Origin of the sequence: Paracoccus sp. (in: a-proteobacteria) (genome assembly GCF_030536915.1) — a bacterium.
Classification (GTDB): Bacteria; Pseudomonadota; Alphaproteobacteria; order Rhodobacterales; family Rhodobacteraceae; genus Paracoccus.
Genome location: NZ_JAUNPC010000066.1, coordinates 1 through 15,353, shown reverse-complemented (window position 1 = coordinate 15,353; position 15,353 = coordinate 1). Strand labels below are relative to the sequence as shown.

General features: G+C 68.5%; 12 protein-coding genes and 1 pseudogene. 6 read left to right on the top strand and 7 right to left on the bottom strand.

The window, feature by feature from the left end:
- Together Q4F04_RS11270 and Q4F04_RS11265 are read left to right on the top strand one after the other, a co-directional pair.
- The coding region (locus Q4F04_RS11270; RefSeq protein WP_303369923.1) for an ABC transporter ATP-binding protein at positions 1–637 on the top strand (637 nt) is incomplete at its 5' end.
- Positions 634–1,389 carry an ABC transporter ATP-binding protein gene (locus Q4F04_RS11265; protein WP_303369922.1) on the top strand — a complete coding sequence of 252 codons (756 nt, stop codon included), beginning with the start codon at positions 634–636 and terminating at the stop codon, positions 1,387–1,389. The genes Q4F04_RS11270 and Q4F04_RS11265, both read left to right, overlap by 4 nt.
- An 89-nt stretch (positions 1,390–1,478) precedes the next feature.
- Here the strand turns inward: Q4F04_RS11265 and Q4F04_RS11260 are convergent, their stop codons facing one another.
- On the bottom strand, positions 1,479–1,946 hold the full coding sequence (locus Q4F04_RS11260) for a GIY-YIG nuclease family protein (protein WP_303369921.1): 468 nt from the start codon (positions 1,944–1,946) through the stop codon (positions 1,479–1,481).
- 341 nt (positions 1,947–2,287) lie between these two features.
- Between Q4F04_RS11260 and Q4F04_RS11255 the strand changes: the two genes are divergently transcribed.
- From Q4F04_RS11255 to Q4F04_RS11240, 4 genes and pseudogenes are all read left to right on the top strand, one after another.
- The gene (locus Q4F04_RS11255) at positions 2,288–3,157 is read left to right on the top strand and encodes a putative selenate ABC transporter substrate-binding protein (protein ID WP_303369920.1); all 870 of its coding nucleotides are present in this window, start codon (positions 2,288–2,290) and stop codon (positions 3,155–3,157) included.
- Positions 3,150–3,827, top strand: a complete 678-nt coding sequence (locus Q4F04_RS11250; RefSeq protein WP_368660721.1) for an ATP-binding cassette domain-containing protein — start codon at positions 3,150–3,152, stop codon at positions 3,825–3,827. Before Q4F04_RS11255 ends, Q4F04_RS11250 begins: the two co-directional genes overlap by 8 nt.
- A complete protein-coding gene (locus tag Q4F04_RS11245) occupies positions 3,808–5,358 on the top strand; it encodes an ABC transporter permease (RefSeq protein WP_303369919.1) in 1,551 nt (516 codons plus the stop codon). The genes Q4F04_RS11250 and Q4F04_RS11245 overlap by 20 nt, the downstream gene beginning before the upstream one ends.
- Before the next feature lie 352 nt (positions 5,359–5,710).
- Positions 5,711–5,830 (top strand): annotated as a pseudogene (locus tag Q4F04_RS11240) (ABC transporter substrate-binding protein); the annotation flags it as partial.
- A gap of 40 nt (positions 5,831–5,870) precedes the next feature.
- Here Q4F04_RS11240 and Q4F04_RS11235 read toward each other — a convergent pair.
- From Q4F04_RS11235 to Q4F04_RS11210, 6 genes are all read right to left on the bottom strand, one after another.
- On the bottom strand, positions 5,871–8,003 hold the full coding sequence (locus Q4F04_RS11235) for a phosphotransferase (protein ID WP_303369918.1): 2,133 nt from the start codon (positions 8,001–8,003) through the stop codon (positions 5,871–5,873).
- Positions 8,003–9,841, bottom strand: a complete 1,839-nt coding sequence (locus tag Q4F04_RS11230; protein WP_303369917.1) for an ABC transporter ATP-binding protein — start codon at positions 9,839–9,841, stop codon at positions 8,003–8,005. Before Q4F04_RS11230 ends, Q4F04_RS11235 begins: the two co-directional genes overlap by 1 nt.
- Positions 9,838–10,983, bottom strand: coding sequence for a glycosyltransferase (locus Q4F04_RS11225; protein WP_303369916.1), 1,146 nt, complete (start codon positions 10,981–10,983; stop codon positions 9,838–9,840). The genes Q4F04_RS11230 and Q4F04_RS11225 overlap by 4 nt, the downstream gene beginning before the upstream one ends.
- Positions 10,980–12,215: a glycosyltransferase family 4 protein gene (locus Q4F04_RS11220; RefSeq protein ID WP_303369915.1), complete on the bottom strand. Its 1,236-nt coding sequence runs from the start codon at positions 12,213–12,215 to the stop codon at positions 10,980–10,982. The genes Q4F04_RS11225 and Q4F04_RS11220 overlap by 4 nt, the downstream gene beginning before the upstream one ends.
- A gap of 20 nt (positions 12,216–12,235) precedes the next feature.
- On the bottom strand, positions 12,236–13,447 hold the full coding sequence (locus Q4F04_RS11215) for a glycosyltransferase family protein (protein ID WP_303369914.1): 1,212 nt from the start codon (positions 13,445–13,447) through the stop codon (positions 12,236–12,238).
- A 243-nt stretch (positions 13,448–13,690) separates the two neighbouring features.
- Positions 13,691–14,947, bottom strand: coding sequence for an alginate export family protein (locus Q4F04_RS11210; RefSeq protein ID WP_303369913.1), 1,257 nt, complete (start codon positions 14,945–14,947; stop codon positions 13,691–13,693).
- Positions 14,948–15,353 lie beyond the last annotated feature (406 nt).

Below are 15,353 nucleotides of genomic sequence, written 5' to 3'. Positions count from 1 at the left end.
GATGCGCGCCATCCGCGGCGGGCGGATCAGCATGGTCATGCAGGACCCCAAGTTCAGCCTGAACCCCGTCATGCGCGTCGGCCCCCAGATCATGGAGGCTTACCGCCTGCACGCCGGCGGCGGGCGCGCTGCCGCCCGCGCCAAGGCGCTGGAGATGCTGGCTGCCGTGCAGATCCGCGACCCCGAGCGGGTCTTCGACCTTTACCCGCACGAGGTTTCGGGCGGCATGGGCCAGCGCATCATGATCGCCATGATGCTGGCCCCTGACCCGGAAATCCTGATCGCCGACGAGCCGACCAGCGCACTGGACGTGTCCGTCCGGGCCGAGGTCCTGAACATCATGGACGCGCTGGTGCGCGACCGTGGCATGGGCCTGATCTTCATCAGTCACGACCTGAACCTCGTGGCCCAGTTCTGCGACCGTGTCCTGATCATGTATGCCGGCCGCGTGGTCGAGAAACTGCCCGCGCGCGACCTGCACGCCGCCCGCCACCCCTATACCCGCGGGCTGCTGAACAGCCTGCCCCGGCTGGATGCGCCGGTGGACCGGCTGGCCGTGCTGGAACGGCAGGAGGACTGGCGGACCGAGGCGCTGGACGCATCCATGCTGGACGCGCAGCCAGGGGGCCTGCGATGACGCCGATGCTGGAGGTGCAGGGCCTCGACGTCTGGTTCGGCCCCGCCCATGACCAAGTGACGGCGGTGCAGGGGGCAAGCTTTGCCGTGGCGCCGGGGGAAAGCTTCGGCCTCGTGGGCGAAAGCGGGTCGGGGAAATCGACGATCCTGCGGGCGGTGGCGGGGCTGATCCCCGGCTGGTCGGGGCGCATCGCGGTGGACGGCAGGGCGGTGTCGGGGATGCGCCGTGACCAGGCGTTCAAGAAGACCGTGCAGATGGTCTTCCAAGACCCCTATGCCAGCCTGCACCCGCGCCATTCGGTGGATCGTGTCCTGTCCGAGACGCTGGCCCTGCAGGGCCTTGGCGACGTGGACCGTCGCATCACCCGGCTGCTGGAGGACGTGGGCCTCGGCCGCGGCTTCCGCTTCCGCTATCCGCACCAGCTTTCGGGCGGGCAGCGCCAGCGCGTCGCCATCGCCCGCGCCCTGGCCGCCGAGCCGCGCCTGCTGCTGCTGGACGAGCCCACCAGCGCGCTGGACGTCAGCGTGCAGGCCGAGATCCTGAATCTGCTCAAGGAGCTGCGGGCCGAGCATCGCCTGACCTACGTGATGGTCAGCCATGATCTGGCCGTGGTGGCCCATATGTGCGACCGGCTGGCGGTGATGCAGGCGGGCCGCATCGTCGAGATCATGGATGCCGCCACCCTGCGCGCAGGCAACCCGCGCGAGGCCTATTCCCGCGCGCTGATCGCCGCCTCGACCTGGCAGCGGTGAACCCGGCGGCGACAGGGACGGCCGTTTCCCCGGTCACGTTCGCTCCATGGTCTAGGTAAAGGTGCCCCCTTCAAACCCGCGCGCTGCGGTCACGCGCGCCAGAAGGCCGGCCTGAGAATACGCGCCACCCGGATGCGGCTGGCCTCGAAAAGCATGATCTTTCCGCGCAGAGGCCAGGAAAAGCGGACAGCGGCCGCAAGCCGGACGCGCCGCGCCTCTTGTTCCATCAGCGCCTGGATGTCGGAAATCTTCTCGCCGCGGCGAAGATGGAACCATTCGGTGCCCCGAGGCGAACTGCGGCGGCGGAAAAAGCGCCAGCCGCGCCGCATCCGGCGCAACAGCCGCTGTTCCAGCACATAGGCGTGCGGCATGGTCACGGAACAGACGATCCTGAGCTTGCCGTCGCCCGGCCGCTGCAATTCGCGCCGGCGTTCAAGCGTGCGCCGGCTGGTGAAGCCCAGCTTGAACAGCGTGGGATCATTGTCAGGCTGCATCAGGTAGACCGTGCCCGTCGCCGCCTTGAAGCGGAACCAGCCGATCCTGCTTGAACGGGCCACGGCGTTCTTGCTTTGTTTTTTCATTCTTGCCTGCTGGCTATCCGCGCCGCGGCCCGCGCGCAAGATCCCCGTCCGCTTCCTGATGCGTCACCGGCCCCTGCTGCCGGACCCGGCCCGGCTGCGAAGGCGTCGGAAGGCCCTCCGCACGCGGCGCCATCCGGCGGGCGATCGCCTTGCCAGCACCGGCGCCCGCGATTACCCTTCCCCCGAGCTTCTGGAATAGACCCTCGATGCGCCGTCGGCGCTCACGCCCGCGGTGGCGTATGATGGTCGAACCTGCGGGCGGCATCCGGCCGTCCGCGCCGTTCAGGCGCAGGCCCACCTCATCACGGAGAAACGACATGCATCGCCTGATCGGCGGCGCGCTCGCAGCCCTCGGCCTTGCGCTCGGCGGCATCGCGGCAAGCGCCCAGACCCCCACGCTTTATTTCTCGGCCATTCCCGACGACGACGAGACGCGCCTGATGGAGCGTTTCGGCAATGTCGCCGCCTACCTGTCCGAGCAGCTCGGCGTCGAGGTGCAGTATGTGCCGGTGAAAAGCTACGCCGCCTCGGTCACGGCCTTCCGCAACGACCAGATCCAGCTTGCCTGGTTCGGCGGCCTGTCGGGTGTGCAGGCGCGGCTGGCCGTCCCCGGCTCGCAGGCGCTGGCGCAGGGGACCGAGGACGGGGCCTTCGTGTCCTATTTCATCGCCCATGAAAGCACCGGCCTTGAGCCTTCCGGGGACTTCCCGCTGGCAGCCGAGGGGATGAGCTTCACCTTCGGCGCCCAGACCTCGACCTCGGGGCGGTTGATGCCCGAGTTCCACATCCGCGAGGAGACGGGCAAGGCGCCCGACGAGTTCTTCTCGCAGGTCGGCTTTTCGGGCGACCACGGGCAGACGCTGAGGCTCGTCTCGACCGGCGCCTATCAGGTCGGCGCGCTGAACTACACCGTTTATGACACGGCTGTGGCCGAAGGCGCGCCCGAGGTCGCGACCACCCGCGTCATCTGGAAGACCCCGCCCTATCCCGACTACAACTGGACCATCCGGGGCGATGCCGACGAACGCTTCGGCGAGGGATTTACCGAAAGGGTGAAGCAGGCGCTGATCGGCATGGATGACCCCGCGCTTCTCGCCTCGTTCCCGCGCGAAGGGTTCATCGAGGCCACGAACGACGACTATGCCCCGATCGAGGAAACGGGACGGGCCTTGGGCATCCTTGACTGACGGCCCGCCGATGCTGGCCTTCCGGGGCGAGACGCTCTCCTACGGACGTCAAACGGTCCTTTCGGGCGTGGACTTCACGCTGCGCCCGGGGGAACGGGTGGTGCTGCTGGGCCGCAGCGGGACGGGCAAGAGCACGCTGCTGAATGCAGCCTACGCCCGGCTGGCCGGAACCTTCCCGGACATCGCGCTGGTCCCGCAGGAACACGGGCTGGTCCCGCAGCTTTCCGTTTTTCACAACGTCTACATGGGCCGGCTGGACGCGCATGGCGCGGCCTACAACCTTGCCAACCTGGTCTGGCCCTTCCGGGCCGAGCGCCGGGCCGTTGCCCCCGTACTGGCGACCGTCGGGCTGGAGGGCTTGGGCCGCAAGAGGGTCGAAAGCCTGTCGGGCGGGCAGAAGCAGCGGACGGCCCTGGCCCGCGCGATCTTTCGCGGCGGCCGAGTGCTGATCGGGGACGAGCCGGTGTCCGCCGTGGACGAAAGGCAGGCCGTGGCGCTGGTCGAGGAACTCGGCCGCCGCTTCGGAACGATGCTGCTGGCGCTGCATGACGTGGCGCTGGCGCGGCGCATCGCCACCCGGCTTGTCGGCATCCGCGACGGCCGCATCTTCTTCGACCGCACGGCGGGTGATGTGTCGGACGGCGACATCCATGACCTTTACCGCGTCTGACGGCCGGGGGCCGCGCCTCGGGCGGGTCGGAACGGCGCTTGCCTTTGTCGCGCTGGCGCTGCTGCTGCTGCCTTTCGCGGACTTCCGCCTGGGCGGCCACGACCCCTGGGCCGAGTTGCGGCGGATGGGGGCGGGGCTTCTGTCGCCCGACTTTTCGTCGGTCGAGGCGCTGGGCCGCGCGGCGGTCCTGACCGTCGCCTTCGCCCTCTGCGGGGTCGCGGCGGGGGCGTCAGCGGGCTTCGTCCTGGCGCCCTTTTACCGGAATCCGCTGGTCCGCAACTTCTGCATCGCGATCCGCGCGATCCACGAGCTGTTCTGGGCGATCCTGCTGATGCAGGTCACGGGCCTTTCCGCCGCGACGGGGGTGCTGGCGATCGCCATCCCCTATGCCGGCATCTTCGCAAAGGTCTTTGCCGAATACCTGGACGAGGCCGATCCCCGGCCTGCCGCTGCCATGCCGCCCCGCGCAGACCCGATCTCGGTCCATTTCTACGCCCGCCTGCCGCTGGCGCTGCCCGAGTTCCGGACCTACCTGCTTTACCGCCTGGAATGCGGGCTGCGATCCAGCGCGGTCCTTGGCTTCATCGGCCTGCCGACGCTGGGCTTCGCGCTCGACACCTTCTTCCGGCAGGGAATGTATGGCGCGGTCGCCGCCGTCCTCATCGTCTATTACCTGCTGATCGGGACGATGCGGCTGTGGATGCGGCCGCTGCTGGCACCGCTCTATCTTCTGGCCGCGGTCGGCGTCATGGCCGCCATGCCGAGCCCGCCAATGGCCGCCGGCGCGCTCGGCCGTTTCCTGACCGAGGACATCCTGCCCGCGCCCCTGCGCAGCGGCGATGCGGGCGATCCCGAGACATGGGCGCGCCTTGGCGACTGGCTCTGGTCGCTGCTGGCCGGGCAGGCGCTGCCGGGGCTGGCGGCGACGATGATCGTGGCGCAACTGGCGCTGGTGGCGGCGGGCTTCGTCGCGCTGCTGGGCTTTCCGCTGATCGTCCGCCCGGTCTCGGGGCGGTTCGGAGCGGCGCTGGGCCATGTCTTTCTGGTCATCGCGCGTTCGACGCCCGAATACATGCTGGCCTATATCGCCCTTCAGGTCTTCGGCCCCTCGATGCTGCCCGCCGTGATCGCGCTGGGGCTGCACAACGGGGCGATCATCGCCCATCTGCTGGGCCGCCAGTCCGCCCATGTCCACGAAGCCCTGCGCCCCGACGCCCCCCGCGGCATCGTTCTTTACGCCTATGAGCTGCTGCCGCGGATCTACGGCTCGTTCATGGCGCTTTGCCTTTACAGGTGGGAGATCATCGTGCGGGAATCCGCGATCCTCGGCCTTCTGGGCATCCCGACGCTTGGCTTCTTCGTCGACCAGGCGATCCAGGAAATCCGCATCGACCGCGCCGTGGTGCTGCTGATCGTGACGATGCTGGCGACGGTGGCCATCGACCATGTGTCGCGACGCACAAGGGCCGCCATCGGCATCGACCCCGTCAAGGCACGAAAGGAACGGAAGGCCGCAGCCTCGACGGGCTGAAGGGCGCGGGGTGCCGGTGGTCCTGCGGCTTCGGGCGGTCGTGACCTGAACCGCCGCCATGTTGCCCTGGGGTCCGGCTGCCCCTGATGGCGGTCCTGTTCGGTCAACCCGGCTTCGGAAGGCGTCGGCATCCGCCCGGACGGCGGCACAGGGGCTTTGGAGAAGGTAACAGCCGCAGTCCTCAAGGACTGTTATCCCTGACAAGCCCCCCAGGTGGCCGGCTTCCAGATCCGGGCGGATAATGTCTGCCAGCCCGCGTGATCGGTGCCGTGCCGCAGATCCATCCGCGGGATTGCGCGGGCTGGATCGCCGCCGGTAATGCCGGCGGCAAGTCCGGGGCTGCAGACGGGTTGAAGCATGCGCCCAGCCGCCGCAACTCCTGGCCGATGGCGAGGTGGCGATGACCGCCGCCCGCAATGGGCGCATTTTCAACGCCACCGTGATCGAGGGCGAGTCCTTCGGGATCGCCTGGGCGCGACGGCCGGAATGCACTGCCCATTCCGGCGTCAGTCCTAATGCGGATAGGCCGAGGCATGATCCAGCAGCCTGTCGAAATAGCCCCGGCGATCGGCGAAGCGCCGGCAGATCGCCAGATGCCGCCAGAGGGAGATTTCGCGCATCCGCTCCAGTGCCGCTGGCGAGGGCAGCGGGCGGATGGCGGCATAACCGGCAAGGAAGGACGCGGCATGGACTCCATGGGCATCAAGCCGGGAATGGACGCGCAGGCCCAGTTCCTGCAGATGCGCGAGGAAGTTGCCGAGATCGATCGCAGGCTCTCCCCAAGCCGCCAGATCGAGATCCAGAAGCATGGTGCGTTCGGTCTGAACCAGCACCTGATCGGGGTAGAAGTCGCGGTGAAGAAGGACTGGTCCCGACAGGGGGCAGCCGTCGATCATCCGCTGCGCCTTTTCCATGATCCGCTGCAATGTCGGGCCGTGTCCGGGCTGCGCCGCCGCGACTTCGTCCAGGGCGCGGGACAGGACGCCCGCCTCATCCGCCATCGCCCAGCGTCGGCCGCATTCCACCGGGGCGGAATGAAGATGGGCCAAGGCGCTGCCGGTGGCGAAAAAGGCGCCCTCGTCATGACGCCGGGGATTGAGCATGTCTCCGGCAAGCAGGGGCATTGCCCAGAGCCCGAGTTCCGGGCTTGCGATCACGACCTCGGGCACCTCGACGTCCAAGGGGGGCGAGCCGTCGAACCCGGCGGCGCGCAGATCACGGTGCAGTTGGATGGTCCGCCGGTCCAGCCCCTTGCGCCGCATCTTGCCCAGAAGCGGCTGCGGCTCGGCCTCATAGCGGATCATGGCGCGGCGTCCGGGCTTGTGGCGGAAAAGCCGGGGCGGCGCGCCGGGCGTGTATCCGGCCTGCTGAAGCAGGGGGGCCATGGCGAGTGCGTGCAGCGCATCGGCCAAACCCGGCAGGGCCGGGTCGGGGGTCTGAAGAAGGGGGGCGGGCAGATCTGACAGGCCCTGCTCGATCCGGGTCAGCAGGTTTTCGGTCCGCTGGTCCCAGTCGGGGCGCTGGTGGCGGAAGTCCTCGGTCAGAAGCAGCGCGAGATGGCGCAGGCGCTGCGCCCCAAAGGACGGGGGCAGCGGCGCCTCTGCCGCATAGCCGTCGAGAAAGGCGGCGCGGGCCTCGGCAGCGGCCTCGGCGCTGATCGTCCCGTCCAGCAGGTCCTTGTCCAGCCGGGCAAGGAAGCAGCCGATGTCGCTGCCGCGATCACCGATGGCGCTGCGGTCCCAGTCGATCAGATGCGCCTTGTCGGGGTCGGCCAGCACCTGGTCGGCGCTGAAATCGCCGTGGATCAGGCCCGGCGTCACCGGCTGGGACAGCAGCGCGTGGCGCAGGCGCCGGTGCATCGCCTGCAGCGGGTCCTGCAACGCCGGCAGCAGGTTGGCGCAATCCGCGATGACCATCTCCACCGAGAACAGATCGTCCCTGCGCCCGGTCCGGGTCGGCATGGGAAGACCGGCGGCATGGACCTGCGCCAGCAACCGGCCGGCGCGGGTGAACTGCCCGCCCTCGGCTTGCCCGACCTGCAGCGTGCGGCCGTCCAGCCAGTCGGTCAGGATGACGCCGGATTTCGCATCGGCATGAAGCAGGCGCGGGCCGGTTTCAAGCTGAGACAGGGCGGCGGCGATCAGGGCATCTGCAAAACGCTCTCGCGCATGGATCTTGAGAAAGGCCACGGGCTTTCCCCTACGGTCCAGCCGGGCCACCAGCCGCCGCTGCGGCTTCAGCTTCAGCGGAACAAGCCCGTCCGCGTCGATCCCCGCCGCCTGCAGACCGGCGAGGAACATGGGCAGTTTCTCGGGGTCCAGCGCCTCGGAAAGCCCGCGCATCCGCTTGTCCGCCGCGGCGGGCATGACCTGCAGGGCAAGTTCTGGCAGCACGCGATGCGGCAGGCCGTCCCGATCGGGGCCGGGGCGAAGCTCCTCCACCCGGTCCATCGTGACTGCCTTGGCGACCAGCCAGTTGCCGCCGATGCGATAGGCCGCGACGCAGCTCGTCCCGCTTTTCAGGCGCAGGTAGTCCAGCCGCAAGGGGCCGCAGCCGAGCGCCTGCGCCAGCCGCTGCGTGTCCAGCATCAGGGCCAACCCCGGCAGGCTGCGTTCGCGGGCGATCAGGTCGTCGTTGGCGCGCATCAGTTCCTCCGTCTCGCCGGGGCGGCCTGCGCGGTCAGGCGGGCGAACAGCCCGCCTTGACCCAGAAGCTCGGCCGGGCGGCCGTCCTCGACCAGGTCGCCGCCTTCGAGGCACAGGATGCGGTCGCAGCGCGCGGCAAGGGTCAGGTCGTGGGTGATGATCAGCGTGGTGCGGCCGCGGGCCATGTCCATGATCGCCTCGATCACCGCCTGCTCGTTCTCTGCGTCGAGGCCCACGGTCGGCTCGTCCAGCACGAAGATCGGCGCGCGGCGCAGGCCCGCGCGGGCGATGGCGATGCGCTGGCGCTGGCCCGCCGACAGCGAGCCGCCGCGTTCGGCGAGCGGGGTGTCGTAGCCCTCGGGCAGCGCGGCGATGAAGTCATGCGCCCGCGCCCGCGCCGCGACCTGCTGCATCTCGGCATCGTCGATCTCGCGTCCGGCACCCAGCGTCAGGTTCTCGCGCAGGGTCTGGGAAAACAGCAGCGCCTCCTGCGGGACGAAGCTGATGCGGCTGCGCAGGCTTTTCAGGGTGAAGTCGCGGATGTCGGTGCCGTCGATCTCGATCCGGCCCGATTGCGGGTCGTGAAGCCGCATCAGCAGGCTGACGAAGGTGGACTTGCCCGCGCCCGACGGTCCGGTGATGGCGACGGTCTGGCCCGCGGGGATGTCCACACTGACGCCGCGCAGTTGCGGGCGGTCGGAATCATAGCTGAAATGCACGTCGCGGAAGCTGATCGCGCCGCGCTGGAAATCGGCCTCGCGCGCGCCTTCGCGGTCCATGGTCGCGGGCAGGTCCAGAAGCGCCACCACCCGCTCGCCCGCCGCCGTGGCCTTGGCCAGCCGCGCGGAATATTTTGCGTAGTCGCGTACAGGGCGAAAAGTGTTCTTGAGGTAGGTAATGAAGACCAGCAGGTCGCCTGCCGACAGCCTTCCCGCCAGCACCATCCGCGCCCCGAAGAAGATGATCAGCGCCGTCGCCACCGCGACCAGCAGATCGACGGAACGTTCCAGTCCCGCCGACAGCCGCTGCGACTTGACCCCACCCTTCAGGCTTTTGAGGTTGTTCCCGATGAAGCCGCGGGCGACCTGGTCCTCGACCCCCAGCGCCTTGATCGTGCGGATGCCGGCAAGGCTTTCGGCGGCGGTCGCGGCCATCGTGCCCTCGATCCTGCGCTGCTTGCGGCTGACGGTCTGGATGCGCTTGCCGTAGCTGAGCGACAGCACCCACAGCAGCGGCAGGGGCGCCAGCGCGATCAGCGCAAGCTGCCAGTTCATCCACAGCATGACCCCGACCATGCCGAACAGGATCAGCGTGTTGACGGCCAGCGGCAGCGCCGCCGTGACCGCCGTTTCCTTGAGCATCCCCACGTCGGAAATCAGCCGCATGGTCAGATCGCCCGTGCGGCTGCGGGAATGGAAGGACAGCGGCAACTGCTGCAGGTGCCGGAACAGGTCGTCGCGCACCCGCGTCAGCACCCGGCTGCCCGCCTTGGCGAAGCAGATCGTCGCCGTGTATTCGAAAAGCGCGCGGAAGCCGATGATGACGACAAGGCCGATGGCGCAGGCCAGCAGCAGTTCCTGCGTGGTGAGGCCGCCCAGTGCGGGAAACCCGGTGGTGCGGGCCGTGCCGGGGCCGACATCGACCACGTTGTCGATGACGAATTTCAGCGGCCAAGGCTCGGCCAGCTTGGTCAGGACCGAGGCGATCAGCGCGGCGCTGCCCCCGGCCACCAGCCCCCGGTGCGGTTTCAGGTAAGGCTGCATCCGGGCCATCACCCGGCGCAGGCCGGGCATCGCCTCGACGATGCCGCTTTTCCGGCTTCCGGGTCTGGTGGTCATGTCCCGACCCCGGCGCGCGCCAGCAGGTCGCGGGCGATTCCGTCCCAGCTATGATGCCGCAGCACATGGTCCCGCGCCGCCGCCCCCATCGCCGCGCGGCGGGCGGGATCGGCGGCAAGCCCCGCCAGCGCGGCGGCAAGGGCAGGGGGGTCTTCCGGCGGCACATCCGGGCCGAAGCACCCGGCGGCGGTCAGATCCTCAAGCCCGCCGGTGCGCGAGACGACGACCGGCAAGCCCGCCGCCATGTATTCGTAAAGCTTCAGGGGCGAGAAATAGAAGGGCTGGTCCTGCCGGTAGCAGGCGATGCCCACCGACATTTGCGCCAGTTCCGCCGCCACCCGGTCGGCGGGGACCGCGCCGGTGAACCGCGCCTTGTCGGCAAGTCCCATGGCGGCAAGCCGGGCTTCCAGCCGTTCGCGTTCGGGGCCTTCGCCGACGACCAGCAGGCGGGCATCGGGCAGATCGGGCGCCAGCAGGCCGAAGGCCTCGATCAGCGTATCCACGTCATGCCACGGCTTGAGCGTGCCGAGGAACCCCACGGTGAAGGGGCCATCGTGGCGGGCAGGAGAGGCGAAGCGGTCAGGGTTGACCCCGTTCGGCACCACCCGCGCCTTTGCCCCGAAGCTGGCGCAGTAATCCGCAACCGCCGGGCTGACGGCAATGACATGGGCAGCGGCCTGCATCGCGCGTCCGGTCGCCTCCACCGCCTCGGCTTCGCAGGCGAGCGAGCGGTGCTGCTTCTGTTCCGCGATCAGGGGCGCGTTGACTTCAAGGATCGAGGGCAGGCCCTTCTCCCTTGCCCACTCCATCGCCGCATGGGCGAACAGGGCGTGGCGTTCGTAGACCAGATCGAAGGGGCCTTCGGCCTCCAGCGCCTCGGCCACCGTCCGGTTCAGTCCGAGCTGCTGCCGCGCCCGCGCCTCGGCATCGGCTTTGCCCGCGGGCTTTTCAGGCGTCAGCGGATGGCGTCTCACCCCTGTCAGGTCCGCAAGGATCGGGTCGTCCATGCTGGGCGAGAACAGCGTCACCCCGGCCCCGAGCTTCAGGAAGGCGCGCAGCATTTCCTGCACATGGATCGAGGCGCCCTTTGATCCGAAGACCGGGATGCCCGGATCGGTGCAGACATAGGCGATCCGCATCATGCCACTCCGGCGGCAAGGGCGCTGGCGAAGATCTCGCGCTGGCGGGCGGCGTTGCGGTTGATCTCGAACTCGGCCTCGATCAGCGCGCGGGCGTCGCGGGACAGCCGCTGGCGCAGGGCGGCGTCGCCCAGCAGCCGTTCCATCGCATCCGCCAGCGCCAACGGGTCGCCGCCTTCCACGCAAAACCCGGTCTCGTTGTCGCGGACCAGTTCGGGGATGCCGACCACGTCGGTCGAGACCACCGGCAGACCCAGCGCCATCGCCTCGACCAGCACCGTGGGCAGCCCGTCGCGGTTGCCGTCGCGGCTGACGACGCAGGGGCAGGCGAAGACGGCGGCGTTCCGCATCCGCCCGATGATGTCGCGCTGGGGCATCGGGCCGACCAGCCGGACAGTATCCTTCAGCCCGCAGGAGGCGATCTGGTTCTGCAGCCGCATCTCGTCCTCGCCCGCGCCGATGATGTCGCAGCGGGCGGTCACGCCGCGTTCCTTCAGGATCAGCATGGCCTCGATGAGGATATGGAAGCCCTTCTTTTCGACCAGCCGGCCGACGGCCAGGATGCCGGCGGCATCGTCCTTGGGCGGCTGCCAAGCGAAGCGGTCAAGATCGAGGCCGTTATACAGCCGGGTCAGCCGCGAGGGATCAAGCCCGAAGGTCCGCGCCAGATGCGCCTGGTTGAAGTCCGACACGGTGATGACCTGCGCCGCATCCGCCATCTTGCGCGGCAGGTCCTGTGTTTCCTCATACTCGAAATAGATGTCCTTGGCGTGCGCCGTGAAGCTGTAGGGGATGCCCGCGACCATCGCCGCAAGCCGCGCCACGGTGGTGGCGACAGTCGCGAAATGGGCGTGCAGCAGGGTGATGCCGCGGTCATGGACATGGACGGCCAGTTGCAGCGCCTGGAAGACATCGTCGAAGGAACTGTCGGGTTCGGCCAGAAGCCGCGCCACCCCCTGCGGATAGCGGGCGAAGGCCGCCTGCATCGCCTGCCAGAACTGCCCCGAAGGCCTGGGACGGTCCTTGATCCGGGTGACGCCCGCGCGGACGCGCGACAGGCTGTCCTGGAAATGCGTCTCGTCGCTGGGCCGCAGCGAGAAGATTTCCAACTGCTGGCCCGCCGCCTCATGGGCAAGGATCTCGTTGACGATGAAGGTTTCGGAAAAGCGGGGATAGCGCTTGCAGACATAACCGATCCTGCCGGTCGCGGGGATCGGGTCGGTTTTCTGGTCCATGTCGGTCTCCTGTCTGCGGCTCAATGGGCGTGGGATTGTCTGGCGGCAAAGGCCTGCGCGGCGAAGAGGGCCACGTTCTCAAGCCCGTCCATGTTGATCGGGCTGGGGAAGTTGGAAGCCTTGCGCGGGCGGCCCATCCAGACGGTCAGGCGGTCGGCCGAGATCTCGTCGGGGTGCAGCATATCGATCAGCCCGAGGCCCGCCAGCCGTTCGGCGCGGATCAGCTGTTCCGCCCGCGGCGTCGCGCGGGGCACGATCAGCGCATCCTTGTTCAGCGACAGCACCTCGCAGACGGTGTTGTAGCCGCCCATGCCGATGAACCGTTCCGCCCCATCGATCAGGGCGATGGTTTCGGACAGGAAATCGATCACGGTCAGCCGGTGGTTGTCCCGCGCAATGTCCGACACGATCCGCGCATCCCGCGGCGACATCTGCGATCCGGTGACGAGGATGCCCCGCCGCCCTTCCGGCAGCCGCGCCTCGGCGAAGGCCTTGCAGAGCGCGAGGCCGTCACGCCCGCCCCCCACCATGGTCATGATGTAGGGCGTGGAATCCCCGTGCAGGACCTGGTTGCGGATCATGTCCGAGACCGCCGGATCGACCGCATGATCGCGGCGCAGGTAGCCGGTGAAGCGAGCCTTGTCATGGATGATCGGGCCCATGTCGTATTCGGCGATCAGGTCGTAGAAATCCTGCGCGCCGTAGATCCAGACCTCGTCATACCATTCGCTGACGGCGGTGAAGTTGCGCTGCTTGACCCATTGCCCGCGCACCTTGTCGCGCCGGTCGATGACGTCCCGCAGGCCAAGGACCACGCGGGTGCCGCCGGTCTCGCGCAGCATCCTCAGGGTGGTGTCCAGTTCGTTCTGGGCCCCGCGCGGCACGTTGTCCACGATGAACAGGTCGGGGCGGAAGGACAGGACCGCCGCCATGATGGTGTTTTCCCGGATCGTCGCCAGCGCCTTGAGGTCGAGCCCCAGATGCCGGGGCGCATATCTGCCATCCGACTGCTTGGCATAGGCCGGCAGCGTGATCAGATCGATGCCCGCGGGCAGGTTGAAGGACCCCGCCTCGCGCATCCCGGCCAGCAGCAGGATGTCGGGCCTTGACGGAAGCTCGCGCAGCCGGCTCGCCAGCATGATGTTGCGGCGCAGATGCCCGAAGCCGAGGGTGTCGTGCGAATACAGCACGATCCGCGGGCGGGGTTCTTCCGGTGATCCAGTCTTCGGCATTGCTTTGACGCTTTCCTGACCCAAGCGGCCTAAAGGCGCCGCGGGATGCGGCGGCCTGCAGGCCCTTCCATCGTCTTACGCGCCGTCAGCGACAATATTCCCGGATCGTCATGCGGCTGTAACATTTCTCCGCTACAACGGGTCTGCGACGCGAAAGGCTCCATTTGTAACGGAGCGGTCTTGCAATGAACATCCCGGCGCGGCCTGCGCCCGGGCAACGGCGGATTTGCGCCGGACGCCGGGTCAGAAATCGAAGTCCAGCCCGGCCTTGATGCTGAACATCGTCCGGTCGCCGTCAAAGGCGTCGCCCGGCCTGAACCAGCCCAGGCGCAGGCCGAGGGCCACGTCCTCGATCTCGCGATAGCCGAAGATAAGGTCGATGCCGGTGCCGATGTCGCGGCTGTTGCCATTGGCCTCGGCGCGCATGGCGGCGCCGGGCAGGCGGCCGTCCTCGGCCACATCCTGCCGGTAGCTGTGGGCCACGAGGTCGATCGAGCTGTTTTCGGTCGGGCGAATGCCGATGCCCGCGGTCAGCACCCGGATGTTGCTGAGTTCCGGGTTCAGCGCCTCGCCGTAGTAAAGGAAATCCTCGACCCCGTTGAAGCGCGCCTCGTTCCCTTCCAGCCCCGACTGCCGGAAGCGGCTGTCACGCCCCCCGCCGTCGTCGCCCGTGCCCATGGCATAGGCGATCGTCAGGCTAGGCTGCCATGCGGCCTGAAAGCGCCAGGTCGCGCCCAGGTCGACGCCCCAGCCGTTCAGCCGGTTGTCGCCGTCCCGGCCCCGCAGATGCGCGAACTCGCCCCAGTAGGTCAGGCTGTCCGCAAGCTGCCCCTGCGCCGACAGGCCGTAGAAGATCAGTTCCTCGTCCACCCCGCTCATGCCGTCGCGGATCAGCGCATAGGCCGACAGGTCGTGGTCCTCGGCGACTTCGTATCCGGCCTTCAGGAAGTAGTTGTTGATCGCGTCTTCATCGTCGGGCCGGCTTTCCAGCAGGTTCTTGCGGAACAGAAGCTCGCGCGTGACCGAGGCGTCCAAGGACAGCGCCCCCCGCTCATGGATCAGGCGGATGCCGTCCAGTTCCTCGTCGAAATACCACTTGCGGTCGTCCTTGAAATCCTGCCGCCCGACCAGCAGCGTCAGCCCCGGCCGGAAATTTTCGAACTCGACAAAGATCTGCTTGAGGTCGAGCACGGTCTCATGCCCGTCATCCCGCTGCGCGCCCCGGTCGAGGATGCGGTCATGGCCGAGTTCGAGTTCAAGATGGCCGGTGATGTCGTCGGCAAGCTCCTGCTCGACCTCGACCGTCAGTTGCGGAACCAGCTTCGAGAGGTGATCGTCCCCGCCCGCCTGAAGGTTGCGGCGGCGGTCCCCGTCATAGGTCAGCTCGAAGGTCCATTCGAGTTCCGGCGGGTCATCGGCCCGCGCCGGGCCGGCCGGCAGACCGGCAGCCCCCGCCACGGCCAGTGCGGCCGCCAGTCTCAGTGGGGAAACCCGGGTCATTGGATGCCTTCTCCGAACTGCTGGTGGCCGGATGCCTTGAACGGGCAGGGGTGTGACATTGTGCCAATATGCCGACGCGGGCAAGGATAGCCATGCCTCGGGTCGCGCCGGGCAAGTCGCTGGTGGACGAGGCCCCGATGCGCGGCTTGCGTGCCTGGTCCCGAGGCCTTCGCATCAGAACCCGGACCCGCCCGCTGACAGTCAGCGCCGGCTGGACGTTCTTCCCGGCGGTCATCGCAGTGCGGGCGGCCGCAGGGGGCCTTCATCATCTGCTGACGTCGAAGCTTGGCCCATCGGCACGGTGCGGATCGGCGCCCGACCGCCCGAGCCATGGGCTGCATCCCCCGCCATGCAAGCACATGTTGCCCCGTTGTCAGCGGGACCGGCTCGCCTGCACGAAGGCCCG

Excerpts from the sequence above, each read along its gene's own strand:
- Q4F04_RS11265 (WP_303369922.1), top strand. The coding sequence starts at position 634 with ATGACGCCGATGCTGGAGGTGCAGGGCCTCGACGTCTGGTTCGGCCCC.
- Q4F04_RS11255 (WP_303369920.1), top strand. The coding sequence starts at position 2,288 with ATGCATCGCCTGATCGGCGGCGCGCTCGCAGCCCTCGGCCTTGCGCTC.
- Q4F04_RS11245 (WP_303369919.1), top strand. The coding sequence starts at position 3,808 with ATGACCTTTACCGCGTCTGACGGCCGGGGGCCGCGCCTCGGGCGGGTC.
- Q4F04_RS11235 (WP_303369918.1), bottom strand. The coding sequence starts at position 8,003 with ATGCGCGCCAACGACGACCTGATCGCCCGCGAACGCAGCCTGCCGGGG.
- Q4F04_RS11230 (WP_303369917.1), bottom strand. The coding sequence starts at position 9,841 with ATGACCACCAGACCCGGAAGCCGGAAAAGCGGCATCGTCGAGGCGATG.
- Q4F04_RS11225 (WP_303369916.1), bottom strand. The coding sequence starts at position 10,983 with ATGATGCGGATCGCCTATGTCTGCACCGATCCGGGCATCCCGGTCTTC.
- Q4F04_RS11220 (WP_303369915.1), bottom strand. The coding sequence starts at position 12,215 with ATGGACCAGAAAACCGACCCGATCCCCGCGACCGGCAGGATCGGTTAT.
- Q4F04_RS11215 (WP_303369914.1), bottom strand. The coding sequence starts at position 13,447 with ATGCCGAAGACTGGATCACCGGAAGAACCCCGCCCGCGGATCGTGCTG.
- Q4F04_RS11210 (WP_303369913.1), bottom strand. The coding sequence starts at position 14,947 with ATGACCCGGGTTTCCCCACTGAGACTGGCGGCCGCACTGGCCGTGGCG.